Source organism: Ruegeria sp. C2 (assembly GCF_056537765.1).
The window spans coordinates 584,574-603,921 of the sequence record NZ_JBQFRZ010000001.1 but is presented as its reverse complement, the minus strand read 5'-3'; the positions used below and the strand labels follow the sequence as shown (position 1 = coordinate 603,921).

At 57.5% G+C, this 19,348-nt stretch carries 14 protein-coding genes; 10 read left to right on the top strand and 4 right to left on the bottom strand.

What is annotated here, in order from left to right; translation table 11 throughout:
- Positions 1 to 3: 3 nt before the first annotated feature.
- Positions 4 to 891 (bottom strand): hypothetical protein, encoded by an 888-nt coding sequence (locus tag ACR0IV_RS03015; protein WP_480657927.1) that lies wholly within the window; start codon positions 889 to 891, stop codon positions 4 to 6.
- Positions 892 to 1,102: 211 nt separating this feature from the next.
- On the opposite strand from ACR0IV_RS03015, the gene metG reads away from it, so the two are divergent.
- The 3 genes from metG to ACR0IV_RS03000 all read left to right on the top strand — a co-directional run bounded on the left by metG (position 1,103) and on the right by ACR0IV_RS03000 (position 7,419).
- Positions 1,103 to 2,821 carry a methionine--tRNA ligase gene (gene metG, locus ACR0IV_RS03010; protein ID WP_480657929.1) on the top strand — a complete coding sequence of 573 codons (1,719 nt, stop codon included), beginning with the start codon at positions 1,103 to 1,105 and terminating at the stop codon, positions 2,819 to 2,821.
- 278 nt (positions 2,822 to 3,099) lie between these two features.
- The gene (locus ACR0IV_RS03005) at positions 3,100 to 4,278 is read left to right on the top strand and encodes an efflux RND transporter periplasmic adaptor subunit (protein WP_480657930.1); all 1,179 of its coding nucleotides are present in this window, start codon (positions 3,100 to 3,102) and stop codon (positions 4,276 to 4,278) included.
- 3 nt (positions 4,279 to 4,281) lie between these two features.
- Complete coding sequence (locus ACR0IV_RS03000; RefSeq protein WP_480657931.1) at positions 4,282 to 7,419, top strand: efflux RND transporter permease subunit; 3,138 nt, start codon at positions 4,282 to 4,284, stop codon at positions 7,417 to 7,419.
- A 47-nt stretch (positions 7,420 to 7,466) separates the two neighbouring features.
- Here ACR0IV_RS03000 and glpD read toward each other — a convergent pair whose 3' ends face one another.
- Positions 7,467 to 9,035, bottom strand: coding sequence for a glycerol-3-phosphate dehydrogenase (gene glpD / locus ACR0IV_RS02995; RefSeq protein WP_480657932.1), 1,569 nt, complete (start codon positions 9,033 to 9,035; stop codon positions 7,467 to 7,469).
- Between the two features lie 182 nt (positions 9,036 to 9,217).
- Between glpD and ACR0IV_RS02990 the strand changes: the two genes are divergently transcribed.
- The 4 genes from ACR0IV_RS02990 (at position 9,218) to ACR0IV_RS02975 (ending at position 13,172) form a co-directional block, all read left to right on the top strand.
- The gene (locus ACR0IV_RS02990) at positions 9,218 to 9,988 is read left to right on the top strand and encodes a DeoR/GlpR family DNA-binding transcription regulator (RefSeq protein WP_480657933.1); all 771 of its coding nucleotides are present in this window, start codon (positions 9,218 to 9,220) and stop codon (positions 9,986 to 9,988) included.
- 92 nt (positions 9,989 to 10,080) lie between these two features.
- Positions 10,081 to 10,443: a DUF3302 domain-containing protein gene (locus ACR0IV_RS02985; protein WP_480470041.1), complete on the top strand. Its 363-nt coding sequence runs from the start codon at positions 10,081 to 10,083 to the stop codon at positions 10,441 to 10,443.
- Positions 10,444 to 10,464: 21 nt separating this feature from the next.
- Entirely contained in the window at positions 10,465 to 11,610 is a 1,146-nt protein-coding gene (locus ACR0IV_RS02980) for an HlyD family secretion protein (protein ID WP_480470042.1), read from the top strand.
- 11 nt (positions 11,611 to 11,621) lie between these two features.
- The gene (locus ACR0IV_RS02975; RefSeq protein ID WP_480657935.1) at positions 11,622 to 13,172 is read left to right on the top strand and encodes an efflux transporter outer membrane subunit; all 1,551 of its coding nucleotides are present in this window, start codon (positions 11,622 to 11,624) and stop codon (positions 13,170 to 13,172) included.
- A 3-nt stretch (positions 13,173 to 13,175) separates the two neighbouring features.
- Here ACR0IV_RS02975 and mprF read toward each other — a convergent pair whose 3' ends face one another.
- Together mprF and ACR0IV_RS02965 are read right to left on the bottom strand one after the other, a co-directional pair.
- The gene (mprF, locus tag ACR0IV_RS02970) at positions 13,176 to 15,782 is read right to left on the bottom strand and encodes a bifunctional lysylphosphatidylglycerol flippase/synthetase MprF (protein WP_480657936.1); all 2,607 of its coding nucleotides are present in this window, start codon (positions 15,780 to 15,782) and stop codon (positions 13,176 to 13,178) included.
- An 89-nt stretch (positions 15,783 to 15,871) separates the two neighbouring features.
- The gene (locus ACR0IV_RS02965) at positions 15,872 to 16,300 is read right to left on the bottom strand and encodes an Lrp/AsnC family transcriptional regulator (RefSeq protein WP_480470045.1); all 429 of its coding nucleotides are present in this window, start codon (positions 16,298 to 16,300) and stop codon (positions 15,872 to 15,874) included.
- An 86-nt stretch (positions 16,301 to 16,386) separates the two neighbouring features.
- On the opposite strand from ACR0IV_RS02965, the gene rocF reads away from it, so the two are divergent.
- From rocF to ACR0IV_RS02950, 3 genes are read left to right on the top strand one after another with little or no spacing between them, the layout of a single operon-like run.
- Positions 16,387 to 17,307, top strand: a complete 921-nt coding sequence (gene rocF, locus ACR0IV_RS02960) for an arginase (protein WP_480657937.1) — start codon at positions 16,387 to 16,389, stop codon at positions 17,305 to 17,307.
- Positions 17,307 to 18,227: a citrulline utilization hydrolase CtlX gene (ctlX, locus tag ACR0IV_RS02955; protein ID WP_480657938.1), complete on the top strand. Its 921-nt coding sequence runs from the start codon at positions 17,307 to 17,309 to the stop codon at positions 18,225 to 18,227. The genes rocF and ctlX overlap by 1 nt, the downstream gene beginning before the upstream one ends.
- A 6-nt stretch (positions 18,228 to 18,233) precedes the next feature.
- Complete coding sequence (locus ACR0IV_RS02950) at positions 18,234 to 19,277, top strand: ornithine cyclodeaminase (protein ID WP_480470048.1); 1,044 nt, start codon at positions 18,234 to 18,236, stop codon at positions 19,275 to 19,277.
- Positions 19,278 to 19,348: the final 71 nt, after the last annotated feature.

Below are 19,348 nucleotides of genomic sequence, written 5' to 3'. Positions count from 1 at the left end.
ACCCTATTCCAAAGGTGGAGTCGACTGGATCATTTCATCCAAAATAGCCCCGGCTTCATACCCAAGCAGATCGACTTCCATCCGCCTTGGATCACCAAACGCCCAGGCCCCCACATGTCGCTGCATGCGGTCATACCCGACATAATCGGCCATAGCTTGGTTTCCGTGCGCGTTCTCAGCAAACATAACCTGTCCGGCAGCAACCTTCTGGGGCATCACCCGTTCCAGATACAGCTCAACAACGTTAACCCCCGTCACATTCGAGCCTCCGTGATGAACGACATAAATCTTGTCCCAATCATCCTGACTGAGTTTCGCGCGGGCATCTGAGACGGCCTTGTGCAATGCGGTCAGCTCAACACGCGCGGCCTCTCGCATATTGGCTGCCCAAATCGGTCGCATGTCATTTATCGCCTTTGATACATCCTGAGGGGTCAGCGTTCCGCGGTCGATCGCTCCGCGGACAAATGCATGGGCTGTTTCCAGCATTTGCCGTTGTTTCGCGATCACGTCCTTTGAAAGATCAAGCTGATCAATTGACGCCAGCAACGTATCTATTGCTTGCGCGATCCCCTCAAAATCTTCCTTCCAACGCGCATCTCCAGCCTCATCCTCAGGCCATGGAGTGACCGCACCTATGATCCCCAACAGAACGTGCGATGTGGATTTGAAGATCAGATAGTCTGAATCCTTGCGCGGATAAGAAACCTCGCCATCCTCGGTCATGACGGTTACGTCGCGGGCAATGACCATGACCGGCCGGGTTTGCGCCGTCAGTACAGCCTGACCCCGTTTGAAAATCGAGAGCATCGCTTTGTCGAAGGTATCAATAGCGGTCAGGGCATCGCTTTGTTCTGCCGATGGGCTGGTCGGCGATAGAAGTGTGGTCATGAAAATGACGGCTACGCGGATACACCGCGCCAAATACGAGTGATGCATAAATTCCCCCGTAAAATCACTTGCGGGACCATCATACACAGATCAGGGATTTCGCGAAGGTGGCGTTTGTATGGGTTTCTGAAGCTTCAACGCTGAAACCGGGCTTTTGCTAATCCCTCACATACTGTAGACGGGCGCGCAGTTAGTTACGTGGAAACGCAAAATGGCCCGGATTCTCATCACCTCGGCGATCCCCTATATCAACGGGATCAAGCACCTCGGCAATCTGATCGGCTCGCAACTGCCTGCCGATCTTTATGCACGTTATCAGCGTGGCCGGGGGAATGAGGTCATGTTCCTGTGCGCCACGGATGAACACGGCACTCCGGCCGAGCTGGCAGCAGCCAAAGCAGGTAAGCCGGTAGCCGAGTATTGCGCCGAGATGTATGGTGTTCAGGCCGACATCGCCAATCGCTTTGGCCTGAGCTTCGATCACTTTGGCCGCTCGTCCAGCGAGCAGAACAAGGTGCTGACCCAGCATTTCGCGGGCAAGCTGGATGAGGCCGGACTGATCCGCGAGGTCAGCGAAAAGCAGGTCTATTCAAATGCCGACAAACGCTTTTTGCCAGACCGCTATATCGAGGGCACCTGCCCCAATTGCGGCTATGACCGCGCGCGGGGCGATCAGTGCGAGAATTGCACCAAGCAGCTGGACCCGACGGACCTGATCGAGCCGCGTTCGGCCATCTCGGGCTCGACCGATTTGGAGGTGCGCGAGACCAAGCATCTGTACCTGCGTCAATCCGCGATGAAAGATCAGCTGGATGCGTGGATCGACTCCAAAACAGACTGGCCGATCCTGACGACCTCAATTGCCAAGAAGTGGCTGCATGACGGAGACGGCCTGCAAGACCGCGGCATCACCCGCGATCTGGATTGGGGTGTCCCGGTCAAGAAAGGTGATCAGGACTGGCCCGGAATGGAGGGCAAAGTCTTCTATGTCTGGTTCGACGCACCCATCGAATATATCGCTTGCGCCAAGGAATGGGCAGACGCGAGCGGCAAGCCGGACGCCGAGTGGGAGCGTTGGTGGCGCACCGACAAGGGTGCCGATGATGTGCGCTACGTGCAGTTCATGGGCAAGGACAACGTTCCATTCCACACGCTCAGCTTCCCGGCAACCATTCTGGGTTCGGGCGAGCCGTGGAAGATGGTCGACCACCTGAAATCGTTCAACTATCTGAACTATGATGGGGGTCAGTTCTCGACCAGCCAGGGGCGCGGCGTGTTCATGGATCAGGCGCTGGCCATCTTACCCGCTGATTACTGGCGCTGGTGGCTGCTCAGCCACGCACCCGAGAGCAGCGACAGTGAGTTCACATGGGAGAACTTCCAGCAATCGGTGAACAAAGACCTTGCCGACGTGTTGGGCAACTTCGTCAGCCGGATCACCAAGTTCTGCCGCTCGAAATTCGGCGAAGCCGCACCCGAAGGCGGTGCGTTTGGCGAGCGTGAGCAGGCTTTGGTCGCTGAATTGACCAAACGCGTGCGGGCATACGAAGGCTTTATGGAGGCGATGGAAGTTCGCAAGTCCGCTCAGGAATTGCGGGCCATCTGGGTAGCGGGCAATGAATATCTGCAATCGGCAGCCCCGTGGTCGACCTTCAAGGAAGATCCGGAACAGGCCGCCGCGCAGGCGCGGCTGGCTCTGAACCTGATCCGGCTTTACGCCGTGCTCAGCGCGCCCTTCATTCCCGACACATCTGCACGGATGCTGAGCGCGATGAACACGCTCGACACCAGTTGGCCAGATGATGTGGAGGCCGCTCTGTCCGCCCTGCCCGCTGGTCACGAGTTCACCGTACCTGATGTGCTATTTGCCAAGATTGCGGACGAACAACGCGAAGAATGGCAGGAAAAGTTCGCCGGAGTGCGGGACTAATCTAACCTAACTCACCTTTCTCAGACCGGGGGCTTGTATTGGCCTCCGGTCTTTTCGTTTTGGGGTTCTTCGTCTTGCACGCCACGCCGCACGGCTGAGCTTCCGCACCTAACCCTGCCGTCCGGCTGAAAAATTTCCGCAGCTTGATACGGCGCTCGCTTCGTCAACACGCTTGAGAAATTATGTCAAAGCGGCCATCCTGACCAAAATGTGTTCGACTCGTCGCAGCAACCGTTCTGCTGCGGCGCGTTTTCTGTAATCTTGACGAGGCATTCATCATGTCCCCTGAATTTGCACCTACGCCCCTTCACCGCCGCGGATCGGCCAGAGCTCTGGGCGCAACCCTCGCTCTGTTGTTCGGTTTCGGGCTCGCGCAGAGTGCGATTGCGCAGGACCAAAGTGAAGCACCTGCCCCCAAGGTCTCGATCGCGGCAGCCTATACGCAAGAGATCACGGATGAGGCGACCTTCATCGGGCGCGCAGAAGCCATTAACAAAGTCGATATCGTCGCGCGTGTCAGTGGATTTCTGGAAAGTCAGGAAGTTGAGGACGGCGCGCTGGTGAATGAAGGCGATCCTCTCTTCAAGATCGAACCTGACCTTTACGAAGCCACGGTGCAATCGCGAAAGGCGGATCTCGACCGGGCTGAGGCCAATCTTGAACTGGCCAAAGTCGACCTGGCCCGTAAGGAAGAGCTTTACAAGCGCGAAGCAACACCCGAATCCGAACGCGATATCGCGCGAGCCAACGAATTGGTGGCCGAGGCTGAAGTCAAAGCTGCGAATGCCGCCATTCAACAGGCCGAGCTGGACCTGAGCTATACCGAAATCCATGCGCCCTTCACCGGTCGTCTTGGACGCGTTACGACAAGTGTCGGGGACGTGGTTGGCCCCAACAATCCGCCATTGGTCAACCTCGTCAGCGAAGCGCCGATCTATGTGAATTTCTCGCTGAACGAAAAACAGTTTACGACCGTTCTTCAACAAGTTGGCGAAAGCGCGGCATCTCTGGCCGAAAGCAACAAAAGCCCGAATGTCCACGTCACCCTGCCCAATGGCACCGAACTGAATGAAACCGGCGAGATCATCTTTGTCGACAACCGCATCGACCCTCTGACCGGGGCGATCACGGTGCGCGCTCAGTTCGACAATACCGACCGCCTGATCATCGACGGAGCGTTCCTGAACGTCCAGATCGAAGCACTTGAGCCCACGCTGCAGGTGTTAATCCCCCAGGCTGCGCTTCAACGCGATCAACGTGGCGAGTTCGTTCTGGTCGTAAATGACAAGCAAATGGTTGAGCAGCGCTATATCACCACCGGTGACACGGTGGATTCGGCCATTATCGTGTCGGACGGTCTGCGCGAAGGCGAAAGTGTGATCGTCGAGGGCCTGCAACGGGTACGCCCGGGCGTGGCCGTCGACGCGGTTGTCGCCTCTGAACAGCCGGGAGAATAATCGATGTTCTCTGCCCTGTTCATCAGCCGGCCCAAGCTGGCACTTGTCATTTCGCTGGTCCTGACCATTCTGGGTGGGATCGGCTATCTGGTTCTGCCGGTGGCGCAGTTCCCGGACATCACGCCTCCGGTCGTGAGCGTAACCGCCAACTATACCGGCGCGAACGCCGAAACCGTGGAAAACACTGTGGCCGCCCCGATCGAGGCGCAAGTCAACGGTGTAGACGACATGATCTACATGACGTCGACCTCGTCGGATAATGGTTCATACTCGCTGAACGTTACGTTTGAAGTGGGAACCGATCCTGACATCGCATCGGTAAACGTGCAGAACCGCGTGGCGCAGGCGATGGCATCCTTGCCATCCGAGGTGACCTCATCGGGCGTAGTGACGCAAAAAGCGTCGACCAACATGCTGCTGCTGATCACGCTGACCTCGCCCAACGGCACTTATGACAGCGTATTTCTATCGAACTATGCCTCGATCAACCTGAAAGACGCGCTGGCGCGGGTTCAGGGTGTTGGTAAGGCGGACGTTCTGACCAATCTTGAATACGCCATGCGCATCTGGATGGACCCGGACAAGATGGCGGCGCTGTCGATCACTCCGGGTGACGTGATCAGCGCTATCCGCGAACAGAATATCGAGGTATCTGCTGGTTCAATCGGTTCGCCACCTGTACCCGAAGGTCAGACCTTTCAATACACGATCAAGACCAAGGGTCGCCTGACCTCGGCGGATGAATTTGGTGACATCGTGATCCGGACAGGAGATGCGGGCGCGATTGTGCGTGTGAAAGATATCGCACGCACCGAGCTCGGCGCACAGTTCTATTCGGCTTCGGGCTACTTCCAAAGCGTTCCCGCAACGGTAATCGGCATCTATCAAGCGCCCGGGGCCAACGCGCTGGCGGTGTCTGAACGTGTCGAGGCTGAGCTTGAACGCCTCTCGCGCTCTTTCCCAACCGATGTGGAATATTCAGTCCCGTTCAATACAACCGACTTTGTCGAGCAATCGCTGAATGACGTGGTTTCGACGCTCATCCTGACTTTCATTCTGGTGATCACGGTTGTGTTCATCTTCCTTGGCAGTTGGCGCGCAACGATCATTCCGGCGGTGGCGATCCCAGTGTCATTGATCGGGACATTCGCGTTCCTGCTGGCCTTTGGCATGTCACTGAACACGATCTCACTGTTCGCGCTGGTGCTGGCAATCGGGATCGTGGTGGATGACGCCATCGTTGTGGTGGAAAACGTCGAGCGTATCATCGCGGAAGAGGGCCTACCCCCGGCGGAGGCCACGCGCAAAGCCATGGGCCAGATTACCGGTCCGGTGATTGCAACCACGCTGGTTCTGCTTGCGGTGTTTGTACCGGTGACCTTCATGCCCGGCATCTCAGGGCGGCTTTATTCGCAATTCGCGGTCACGATCTCGACCGCCGTTGTAATCTCATCGATCAACGCCCTGACGTTGTCCCCGGCACTGTGTGGACTGGTCCTGAAGGCGCGCTCGGGTCCCCCCAAGGGGCTGCTGGCCGTGTTCGAAGGGTTCATTGGTACAATGCGTAACGGCTATACCGCGATCGTGCGCAAGCTACTGATCTTGCCGGTGATCTCATTAGGCATCATCGCGGCCTTCGCGGCTGGTACAGGGTCCATCATGGGCGCCACCTCGAAAGGCTTCATTCCGCTTGAGGATAACGGTTATCTGTTCGTCGATGTCCAGCTGCCCGACGCAGCAACGTTGGAACGGACCGAAACCGTCTCGGCGCGTTTGGACGCGCAGATTCAGGAGATCCCAGGTGTTGCAAGCACCGTTCTGGTGAACGGGTTCTCATTGCTGAACGGCACCACGACGAACGGGGCGGCCATTTTCGTCAACCTCACCAACTGGGAGGAACGACAGGAACCCGATCTCAGCGCCGATGCCATTCTGGGCAAGGTGCTGGCGATTGCAAACCAGGAATCGGCAGCCTCAATCGTAGCCTTCAACCCACCCCCAATTCAGGGCCTCGGTATGTCTGCCGGTGTTGAAATGGAGGTACAGCAAACCGGGGGCGGCTCGCCCCAGGATCTTGCCTCGGCAGTTGGGTCTTACGTTTATGCAGCCAACCAACGACCCGAGATTGCGCAGGCTTACACCACCTTCCGCGCAAACGTACCGCAGCTGTTCGTTGATTTGGATCGGGAGAAGGCCAAAACTCTGCAGGTCTCGGTGGCTGAGATATTCCAGACCATGCAAGCGCAGCTTGGCTCGTATTACGTGAACGACTTCAACCTGTTTGGTCGAGTCTATCGCGTGATGATCCAGGCCGAAGGCTCGTACCGGAACAAGGTCGAAGATGTTTCAAACCTCTACGTTCGTTCCACCAAAGGCGAAATGGTGCCGCTGGGCACGCTTATCGATGTCGAGAACGTGCTGGGGCCGGTTCTGCTGAAACGGCACAACCTGTTCCGCTCGGCCACAGTGACGGCAGTTCCCGCCCCCGGTCTTTCGACCGGTGACGCAATCAATGTCATGACCGAGGAATCGGCGAACGCCCTGCCCGCCGGCTATGCCTTTGAATGGACCGGCACGGCGCAACAACAGTTGGCCTCTGGCAACCTGGTTGTCGTGATCCTCGGGTTGGCGATCTTGTTCGGATACCTGTTCCTTGTAGGCCAATACGAAAGTTGGACCATGCCTGTATCGATCCTGATGTCGGTAACGGTGGCCCTGTTCGGCGCGGTCGCGGCAGTCGCGATCGTGGGCAGTGACATCAACCTTTACACGCAGATCGGGATGATCATGCTGGTTGGTCTAGCTTCAAAGAACGGGATTCTGATCGTCGAATTCGCGATGGAGCAAAGGGCCAAGGGCTTGTCGATCAAAGAAGCGGCTACCGAAGCGGCCCATCAGCGTTTCCGCGCTGTTATGATGACAGCTTTGTCCTTCCTGCTGGGCGTTGTGCCGCTGCTGGCCGCGAACGGTGCTGGCGCGGCAAGCCAGAAGGCCATCGGGGTTGCGGTGTTTGGAGGAATGCTGGCAGCAACGCTGTTCGGGGTAATCCTTGTTCCCGTCCTTTATGCTGTAATGCAAGGGTTGCGGGAATGGGTCAAAGGCAGCAAGAATGATCCCGGACCCGAAGAAGAAGCCGCATGATCGGATAAACAAAAGACGCCCCGCAAATCTACGGGGCGTTTTTCATTTCAGCGATCAGCCATCCAGCTCTCGATCCGTGTGACCTGTTGAGGTGTCAACCGTAAACCCAGCTTATTACGCCGCCAGATCACATCCGTTGCGGTGCGCGCATATTCCTTGTCGATCAACCAATTCAACTCAGCCTCGGTCAGCGTCGCCCCGAAATCCTCACCCAGATCAGACTGATCCTGTGCCGCGCCCAAAACCGCGCGCGCCTCGGTGCCGTAGGCCCGTACCAACCGTCGGGCCCAGACGTCTGTCAGAAAGGGATAATCTGCCATCAGGCTTTGGATCAAGGCATCGACTCCATCGACCGGGAAATCCCCCCCCGGCAATGCCACACCCGCTGTCCAGGGGCCCGACACGCCTGAGAGATGTTCGGCCACTTTCTCAAGCGCGCTTTCCGCCAGACGACGGTATGTTGTGATCTTCCCGCCGAAGACATTCAGCACTGGCGCCCCGCCCTCGGCATCGACTTTCAACGTATAATCCCGTGTCGCAGCCGTCGCGCTGCTGGCCCCGTCATCGTATAAAGGCCGAACGCCCGAATAGGTCCAAACGACATCTGCGCGAGTCACCGGTTTCTTGAAGTATTTCGAGGCAAAGTCGCAAAGATACTCCTGCTCCGCCTCGGTACAGACCGGAGGTTCAGAAGGATCGGAATGATCCTGGTCCGTTGTCCCGATCAGGGTGAAATCCTGCTCATAAGGGATGGCAAAGATGATCCGTCCGTCCTCGCCCTGAAAGAAATAGCATTTGTCGTGGTCATAGAGCTTCGGTGTCACGACATGACTGCCACGCACCAACCGAACCCCCTCGCGTGAGTTCATGCGGATCTTGGTCTGGATGATATCGCCCACCCAAGGTCCACCGGCGTTGATCAGCATCCGCGCATGGACGGTTCTGGTCTTGTCACTGTCGCGGTCGCGCAGGGTAATCTGCCAGAGATCGTCAACACGTTCTGCCGAGACGACCTCGGTCCGCACCATGATCTGCGCGCCGCGCGCCTCGGCGTCGCGGGCGTTCAGGACCACCAGACGAGAATCCTCGACCCAGCAATCGGAATATTCATAGGCCGTTTCAAACTTGTCCTGCAGTGGCCCGCCTTCTGGTGCGCTCCGCAGCTTCAAAGATCGCGTTCCGGGCAGGATTTTCCGCCCCCCAAGATTGTCATACAGAAACAGACCCAACCGGATCAGCCAGGCCGGGCGTCGGCCCCGCATCCACGGCATCACCGTACTCAGCAGTTTTGAGGTCGGCGTTTCCGTATCGAACCGCATATCGGCGTGATAGGGCAGTACAAAGCGCATCGGCCACGAGATATGCGGCATGGCGCACAGCAAAGTTTCGCGTTCGATCAAAGCCTCGCGGACCAGACGGAATTCAAAGAACTCCAGATACCTGAGCCCCCCATGGAACAGCTTGGTCGAGGCCGAAGAGGTGGCCGAGGCCAGGTCGTTCATCTCGGCCAGAGCCACCGACAGCCCCCGCCCCGCCGCATCGCGCGCAATGCCGCAACCGTTGATGCCACCACCGATAATGAACAGGTCGGTTACCTGAGTGTTGTCCGATGACATTTCTATGCGATTCCCCAATTCAGCAGCTTTGTGCGCATTAACCCGATACACATTCGTTTCGTCAAGTTTTGCTTTCGCTTTTCATCGCCTTCAATCTAATTGCGGCAATTACTGCATTCCGAACTTGCCACGCTCAGGAAAAAGAGCAAAAACGAAAGCAAGAGCAATGCCGGAGATCATCCATGTCCTTGTCCTTTCGCCAATCGGACATTCTTGAAATAGCCAAGGAAGAAGGCCGCGTTACCGTCGAAGGGCTCGCCGATCGTTTTCAGGTCACTGTTCAAACAATTCGGCGCGATCTGTCCGATCTGTCCGAGGCCGGATTGGTCGATCGGGTACATGGCGGAGCTGTGCTGCGTTCGGGCGTTTCGAATATCGGTTATGAAGACCGTCGCGCCCTGAACCAAGAGGTTAAGGCCCGCATCGCAGAACGTTGCGCCGCCGATATCCCGGATGGCAGTTCGGTCTTTCTCAATATCGGAACCTCGACCGAGGCCGTCGCTCGGCAATTGCGGCAGCACAAGAACCTGATGGTTGTTACCAACAATATGAATGTCGCCACCATTCTGGCCGAGAACCCGGATTGCGAGATCGTTGTTGCGGGCGGCGTACTGCGCCGATCGGACAGTGGCCTTGTGGGGAATCTCGCCGTGTCGACCATTCGTCAGTTCAAATTTGATCACGCGATTATCGGTTGCTCAGCGCTCGATACCGATGGCGATCTGATGGATTTTGACCTGCAAGAGGTGCTGGTCAGCCAGACCATCATCGCCCAAGCGCGACAAATCAGTCTGGTGGCGGATCACTCCAAGTTCAGCCGAACGGCCCCGGCCCGCATCGCCTCGTTGGCGAATGTAGATACCATCTATACCGACGCCCCCCTGCCCGGAGATCTGTCGATAAAATGCGCCGAATGGCAAACGCAGATCATACAATGCGATAGCAATCCGTAGACGATCACTTTGTCCAGAACACCCATAAACTGATTGACGAAGCGAAGCGCACAACTGAGGATGCAGTAACCTTCCCGACAGGAGGCGCGAGCATGGGACTTTTGGGGCAGCCGCTGGGCTTCTACGACTACCTTACGTTTTTAGCATTGATCCTGCTGCTGGCCGCGGTGATGGCTCTGTTCCTGTTCATCATGGGCCTGCCCGGCCGTATCGCGATCAAGCGAAACCATCCGCATGCCGAAGCGGTCAAGATGATGGGATGGATGGGGTTCCTGGCCATCGTTCCATGGGTCCACGCATTCATCTGGGCCTTCCATGACGGCGTGACCGTGGATGTACGTCGCGGACCGGACGAGGAGCGCAAAGCCATCCGGGATGAGATCAAGCGACTGGGCGGCACAGTGAAACCGGAATATCAGGACCGGCTTGACGAAGACGATACGCAGAAAAGCTAAGACCAAAGGAAACTATAAAATATGTTCGTCGCCCTTGGCATTACGCTTTTCTATCTCATTTTCGTCTGGTTCATTTTCTTCAAGGCGAAGTGGCTGAAGTTCAACATCATGTGGGGCATCGTGTCCTTCTGGGTTGGCGCGCATCTGCTTTTGATCTTCCTGGTTGCGCTGCGGTTCTTTCAGCCCTTTTCGATCGACAGCCACGTCGTGCGCTCAACCATCCAGATTGTCCCGCGCCTGACTCAGCCAACCATCCTGACCGAAGTTCTGGTCGAACCGAATACGTGGGTCACGAAGGGCGAGCCACTTTATCGCTTTGATGACACCGTGTTTTCGCTGGCCGTCGACAAGGCGAATGCGCAACTGGTGGCCGCGCAGCAAAACGCTCTGATCCTTGAACAGGACGTTATAGCCGCAACCGAAGCCGTTGAACGCGCCAATGCGCAGCTGGCCTATGCCCTGACCGAGCAGGCCCGGTACGAAAACCTTGTCCCTGCGGGAGGTGCGCGGCAAGACGAACTGGATCGCTGGAATGAGCAAGTGGCTGAAGATCAGGCCAAGGTCAAAGAGGCCGAGGCAAATCTGGAAAAGGCCAACCTGGCAGAGGCCTCGCAGATCGATGGTGTGAATACAGGGATTATCGAGGCGCAGTCACAATTGGCCGAGGCCGAGTATTTCCTTGAAAATACAACTATCTACGCGCCTGAAAACGGCATGATCGTCTCACAGCAGGCGCGCCCGGGTATGGTGGTCGGTGAGATACGGCTTGGCGCGATTGCCAGTTTCGTGACCGAAGACAGCCCCTATATCCTCGCCACTTTCCGACAGCAGAACCTGAAATTCGTCGAAGTCGGACAGCCGGTCGAGGTCGCCCTGGACCTCTATCCCGGCGAAATCCTGACCGGCAAGGTCGAGGCTGTTTGGTGGGCTACGCGTCAGGGCCAATATCTGCCCTCGGGTCGCCTGCCCGGCTTTGAACTGCCAAAACTGCCTGGCCGCATCGCGGTACAGATTTCGGTCGACGTGCCCGAAGGCCATACTTTCCCAGCGGGTGGTCACGCCGCCGTGGCGATTTACACCGGCATGGGCAAAAGTTTCGAGTTCCTGAGGCGCATCAATATCCGCCTCTATTCCTTCGCCAACTTTATCCGACCTCTGGATATCTGAGGATGCGCGCCATGACACTCCGCCGGTTGTTAGGCACTGCCCTATGTGCTGCCACTCTCGCCGCTTGCACGCCGGTAGGCCCGGATTTCGTGCGCCCGAACTCGCCGGTCGTGAAACAGTGGATCGAGGTCAACAGCCCCAGCGCAGGTCAAAGCGGCCTGACCTCACGCAGCGCGCCTGTGGTGCGGTGGTGGGAGACGTTCAATGACCCCACGCTGAACAAACTGATCGCCGAGGCCTATGTCCAGAACCTGACCTTGCAGGTCGCAGGTGCCCGTGTGCTTCAGGCCCGCGCACAGCTTGGCATCGCGTTCGGAGAGCTCTACCCCCAATCGCAAGCGATCGGAGGATCACTGCAGCGACGCCAGATCAGCGACAACCTCGGTCCGGTTTCGGATATTCGGCGGATCATCCCTTTGGATACCGAATTCTCAACCTCGCAAGTCGGGTTTGATGCGCAGTGGGAGTTGGATGTATGGGGCGCACAACGACGCGGCGTGCAAGCGGCACGGTCCAATCTCGCCCTGCAGGTGGCCAACTATGACGATGCGCTTGTAACGCTGACCGGCGACGTGGCCGCACTGTATATCAACGTCCGCTCCTTGCAGGAGGCTTTGGGCATTGCGCGCGAAAATATCCAGATCCAACAAGAATCCGCTGATCTGACCCAATTGCGCTTCAACAATGGCGTGACCACCGAGCTGGACGTACAGGAATCGACGGCGCTGCTGAACAACACCAAAGCGCTGGTGCCTCAGTTGGAGAGCGATCTGCAGCAAGCCAAGAACGCGCTGGCCGTATTGCTTGGCAAAACCCCGTCGCAAATGGCCGGCCTTCTGAGCGGCTCCGGTCGCATCCCGTCAGCGCGCTCAAACGTGGCCGTGGGCGTTCCGGCAGAGCTGCTGCGGCGGCGTCCGGATGTGCGCGCGGCGGAACTGGCCGCCGCGACGCAATCGGCTCAGGTTGGCATCGCGCTGGCCGACTTGTATCCGCAGTTCATACTGTCCGGCTCGATTGGACTACAGGCCTCGGGCGGGCGCGATTTGTTCAGCACCAACAGCACCACAGGTCTGGCCAATGCAGGCGTGGTCTGGAACGTATTGAACTATGGTCGCATCAAGAACAATGTCCGGGTACAGGACGCCGCCTATCAGGCGCTGATTGCGAATTATCAGAACACCGTCCTAACCGCATATTCCGAGGTCGAAAGCGCCATGGTCGCCTATGCGCAGGCACGCAAGCAAGTGGCGTTCTATGAACGCAGCGTCGAAGCGTCACGCCGGGCTGCCGATATTGCGGTCGATCAATACCGCGACGGTATCGCCAGCTATTCGCGCATCCTGAACACGCAAACCGCGCTTCTGCGCTCGCAAGCAAACCTGATTGAAGCCCGGCAAGAGGTCTCGTCAAATCTGGTCGCGATCTACAAAGGTCTAGGCGGAGGCTGGCAGATCCGGCAAAATCAGGAATTCCTACCCGAAACGGTACTGGCCGAAATGGCCTATCGCACCGATTGGGGTGATTTGTTGGAGAAAACACCGACCGGGGCCAGCCTGAACTGACCGCTATTTCGTCAGCCCGCGCAATCCGCCAGAGATCAGGATATTCACCTCGTAGAGGATGCGAGGCGCGGCCAACCCGCCGGGGCTGGCCAGATAGTTCGGGCTCCATTCCGGGTCGAACTTCTGCTTGAAGCTGCGCAGGCCTTCGAAGTGATAAAACTGCTCGCCGTGCTCATAGACAAACCCGCCGATGCGGTTCCACAGCGAGGCCAGTTGCCGGTTCTCGATCCCCGAAAACGGCGCCGCCCCCAGCGAGAACCAATGGAACCCCTGCTCTGCCCCCCAGGACATCATCTCGGCAAAGAGCGCATCCATGACAAAGCTCGGACTTTCGGGCTCATAGCGCATCAGGTCCAGCGACAGTTCAGACTTATGTCCTCCCTGAAACAGGTTCGCAAAGGCCATGATCTTACCGGTTTCGTCCCGCAAAACCGCGTGATCGAAATACGAGAGGTACTTTTCGTCAAAACCCCCTAACGCGAACCCCTTCTCTTCACCAGCCTTCCGGGCCAGCCAATCGTCCGAGATTTTGCGTAGCTCCGGCAGCACCGGGGCCAGTTCTTCTTTTGGAATGATCTCGAACACATAGCCTTCGCGTTCCGCCCGGTTCTTGGCCTGACGGAACCGTTTGCGGGATTTCCCGTCCAATGAGAAATCGGTCAGTGGCACGCGGGCCACTTCGCCGATCTTGAGGATTGACAGACCAAGGTCCAGAAACGTTGGCAGGTATTTGGTCGAGACACTGTAGAAGGCACATAGCTTACCTTCGCGATCTGCCATTTCGCGCAGCTGCCATATCAGCTGCTGTCCCGCCTTTTCATCGCCTACCGGTTCGCCCTTGGTGATCAACGCATTGCCGGTATCGGCATAGGCCAGAAAGGCGGCCTGATCTTCGGAGATCAGGAATTGCTTATCTCCGGTCAGCGAAATCTGAGACTCAGTGTCCTCGCTTTCCATCACCAACCGCTCGACCACCTCAGGGATTTCGGTACGGCTCGGGGCCGGTACTTCACGCCCGAATAGCGAGTTTATCGCGACCACCCCAAGGATCACCGCAACCACGAGGCTGGAGCGTAAAAAGCGCGAAGCATCACCGTTCCACGCGAACTCCCACCAGAGCGCGTTCTGGTATTCGACATGGGAATAGGCAAATAACCCAATCCAGAAGATCACCAACAACAGTGCCAGCACGCTGACCAGCCAAGGGATGTTCAACCGGAAAATCGACGCGCCGCTGACCCGGTAGAACGCGCCCCGGAACATCGCCAGCAGTCCGATAGTGCCAAGCAGAGAAAGCGCCTCATGCGTGTCGAGCCCCTTGGTCAGCGAGGCGACAAATCCGGCCATCATCAACAGCATTGCGACGACCCATGCGCGATAGAGCTTTCGGAACAACCCGCGTGACACCAGTAACAGCAGGACACCCACGGCACTGCCCGCCAGATGCGAAGCCTCAACAAACGAGAGCGGCAGCACTTCGCGCAAAACGCCAAGGTTCTGCGAACTCGCAGGCAAGGCCCCCGAAACCAACAAGATGATCCCCGCGACTGCCGCAACACCGGCAGCCACCATCGGCACAATCGGGCGAATGGCGCGATAGACCCATGTCGCCGCGCCGCCGATCTTATGTCTTTGTGTCAACACCGAGGCTCCGGCGATGGACAGGCTTGCAATTCCGAACGGGCAGAATGTGTAGACGACCCGATACAGCAGCAGTGCGGCAATCACGTCTGAGCGGCCGGAAGCTCCCAACCCAGCGATCAGCGTTGCCTCGAACACGCCGATCCCACCCGGAGCATGGCTGAGGATACCGACTGCGATGGCGGCGATATAGATCGTGAAGAAATAGGGATAGCCTACACCCAGATCATCCGGCATCAGCACATACAGCGCCATGGAGGCACCAAACAAATCCCCCACCGCCGCAACCGTCAGCAGGCCAGCCAGTTTTCCGCCCGGCAGGTTAAAGCCAAAGCCGCCATATCCAATGCGCCGACCACCCCGGGACAGCCAGATAAACAACGCCGCAAGACCAGCCAGAAGACACAGGCCGCTGACGGTTTCGGTGGTCTCTCCAATCGGCAGCACTTTCGAGATGCCGTCAGGATGAAAGGTCAGAAGAATTCCAAGAAGCAGGATAAGCCCCATCCAGAACGCCACCCATGAGGTTGCGATCACCCCGGCCACGCGCCCCAGATCCAGCCCCAGCGACGCATAGATGCGATAACGGATGGCAGTACCGGTGATGTAGGAAAAGCCCAGGCAGTTCGAAACCGCATAGCCGCTGGCCCCGGCCATCCCCGCGATGGGAAGCGGTACTTTCCCGCCAGCGATACTCTGCACCGCCAGGACATCGTAGAAAGACAGCGACAGAAAACTGAATGCGGTCCAACAGAGCGCGAAGAACATCACCTTCCAAGAGGTCGCCGCGATGTCGGTCTTTACATCCGCCCATTTCACATGAGCCGACAGATCGTGCAGAACAAACAATGCAATCAGCGTGATCATCACAGGCACAGCGACCCGGACCAGTGGCTTTTCGAGCAATCCGGTCACACGTTCGGCCATTTTTTGGACCCGCGACTCGTCGATTGTCGCCTCTGAAGTCATTCTGCGTATCCCTGCCCTGTTGCCAGTTTCGGCCTCAGTTCAGAGCTTTACACAAATATCCGAGCCATCAAAGCATGTTGCGCCTGAATTCACGTCCGTCCTTTGCGCGTCGAAAGCAACAGGTTGGTCTCGGATCTTGTGATCCCCTCCATCCGTCGGATTTCGAACAGAACTTCATCAAACTCTACAAGCGTGTCAGTCCCGATCTCAACAATGAGATCCCAACTGCCATTCGTAGAATGGACAGCGCCCACCTCGCGCATTGCCGCGATCCGGGATCTGATCCGTTCGGTCCCGCGACCCTCGATCTCAAGCATCATCAACCCGCGCACCGGGCTTTCCGAAACGCCCTGACGGGTCACAACCGTGAAGCCCACTATTTCGCCCGATTGCTTGAGGCGTTGCAGGCGGCTGCGAACGGTTGTCCGGGTCACGCCCAGCACCTCTGCCAGCTCCGACAATGAGGCCCGTGCATCCCGATGCAAGGCATTCAGCAAGCGGTTATCCAGTTCGTCCATCAATAATGCCCAAATCGAATTCCATCAATTCATTTTGACCATTTTGATCCCTTTTCTCAACCCATATCGCGTTTCTATACAGACATATGGACAAGAAAAATCTCATTCTGGCCGGAGCCCCAATGGATTCCGGCAAACGCCGCCAAGGCTGCCGCATGGGGCCCGACGCCTATCGCGTGGCCGGACTTGAACAGGCTTTGACCGATCTGGGGCACACTGTTTCGGATATCGGCGACACGCAGCCGGATCATGTGGAAATAGCCGAGCATCCGCACCTGTTCGCGCTGCCCGAATGTGTGGGCTGGACGCAGGCGCTGCATCGAACGGCGCAAGACGCTGCGCAACAAGGGCTGCCAATATTCATGGGTGGCGATCACGCGCTGTCGATGGGCACGGTTTCAGGCATGGCGGCGCACGCGCAGAGCATTGATCGCCCCCTGTTTGTGCTGTGGCTCGACGCACATAGCGACTTTCACACACCCGGCAGCACCGGCAGCGGCAATCTGCATGGCACCCCCGTGGCCTATGTCACCGGGCAACCGGGGTTTGAGGCTTTCGCGCCCCTCGCCGCCCCCATCCCTACAAATCGTGTTGGCATGATTGGCCTGCGCTCGGTCGATCCCGCCGAACGCGCAGCCCTTGAAAAAGATCACGCCATGCTGGCCGATATGCGCAGCATCGACGAACACGGTATCAAGGCACCGCTTCTGGCTTTCCTCGACAGAGTGCAGGCTGCGAACGGCATCCTGCATGTATCGCTGGACGTGGACTTTCTGGATCCCTCGATTGCACCCGCGGTCGGCACCACCGTCCCCGGCGGCGCGACCGAGCGCGAGGCGCATCTGGTGATGGAGCTGCTGCACGAAAGTGGCCTCGTCTGCTCGCTGGATCTGGTCGAACTGAACCCGTTTCTCGACGAGCGAGGCCGAACTGCGAAACTGATGGTTGATCTGGCTGCCTCGCTGATGGGGCGTCGTATCTTTGATCGCCCGACACGGAGTTTTTGATGATTTCCCTGCAATCGCCTTCCGCTGTTGTAATGGTGCGCCCTCATGCATTCGCTTCGAATCCTGAAACGCGAGACGACAATGCATTTCAAACGCTTGCAGACCAATCCGAAGCAGCAACATCAGCTGCCGCCCGAGATGAACATGACGAAGCGGTCGCCCAACTACGTGCCGCAGGTGTAAACGTCCATGTCTTTGACGATGACGGTGCGCTCAATACACCCGACAGTGTCTTTCCCAACAATTGGTTCTCGACACATCCAGGTGGTCATGTTGCCATCTATCCGATGTTCGTTCCATCGCGCAGACGCGAGCGAAGGGCCGATGTGATAGAAATGCTGAAGCAGGAGTACCGCGTTCAGGACGTTATTGATTATTCCGGTCTTGAACAGGATGACCTTGCTCTGGAAGGAACAGGAGCGATGGTCCTGGATCACGTTGGCCGCATCGCTTACACCGTCAAATCAAATCGCGCCGATCCTGTTTTGCTTGAAAGGTTCTGCACTCATTTCAACTATGAACCTATCGCTTTCGATGCGAAGGATGCCCAGGGGCGTGATGTTTACCACACCAACGTTCTGATGGGAATCGGTACGAACTATGCTCTGATCTGCCTGGACATGATCTGCGGTCCGGAGCGCCGCGCGACCGTTCGGTCACGGTTAGAGGAATCAGGTCGAACTGTAATTGATCTATCGCATGAGCAGATCGCAAACTTTGCCGGAAACGCGATTGAACTCAGCGGTCGGGATGGCCTGCTTTTGGCGTTGTCCAGCCGCGCCCAAAAGGCGCTTACATCCGCTCAAATTGCTATAATCGAAAAGAGCGCCGCGCTGTTGCCGCTCTCAGTTCCGACAATTGAAACAGCTGGTGGATCAGTGCGCTGCATGATCTCAGGCATCCATCTTTCCCGCCGATAGGAGTCTTTGATGCAACCCTCAGATAAGGCCCTTGTGCCCTTCGTATCCGTCGACAACATGATGCGCCTGATCCACCACGTTGGGTTGGAACGGATGGTCACTCAGATCGCCGCGCAGATCGAGGCCGATTTCAAACGCTGGGAAAGCTTCGATAAAACGCCACGCATCCCGGCGCACTCGCCTCATGGCGTAATCGAACTAATGCCTACCTCGGACGGAGAGGCTTATGGGTTCAAATATGTCAACGGCCACCCCAAGAACACTTCTGAGGGTTTGCAGACCGTAACCGCCTTTGGCCTCCTGGCTGATGTCTATACCGGCTACCCGACGCTATTGACCGAAATGACTATGCTGACCGCCCTGCGTACGGCGGCCACCTCGGCCCTCGTGGGTAGCTATCTTGCCCCGAAATCCGCTAATGTCATGGCAATGATCGGAAACGGGGCGCAGTCCGAGTTTCAGTGTCTCGCGTTCAAGGCCATATGCGGGATCGACACAGTTCGTTTGTACGACACCGATCCGAACGCCACCGCGAAATGTGCCGCCAATCTGCAGGAAAAAGATCTGACAGTGATTTCCTGTAAAACGCCCGAAGACGCAATCGAAGGCGCCCAGATCATCACGACCTGCACCGCCGACAAGAAATACGCGACGATCCTGACTGACAACATGGTTGGCCCGGGCGTCCATATCAATGCAATCGGTGGCGACTGCCCCGGCAAAACCGAGCTGCATCGGGATATCCTTTTGCGTTCGGATATCTTTGTCGAATACCCCGAACAGACACGCATCGAAGGCGAAATCCAGGCTCTGGAAGCGGATCATCCGGTGACCGAAATGTGGGAAGTCATGACAGGTAAGGCAAAGGGGCGTACCGACGACCGCCAGATCACCCTGTTCGACAGCGTCGGCTTTGCGATCGAGGATTTCTCAGCCCTGCGCTATATCAAACGCGCGATCGAAGGAACTGACTTCTTCGAGCCGCTGGACATGCTGGCTGATCCCGACGACCCGCGAGATCTGTTTGGGATGCTGATGCGGGCGAAATAGCGCTTTGTCGGTGCAGCCACGGGCGAGCATGATCAATGGTGATGGGGGCTCTGCCCCCGCCGCCCTTTGGG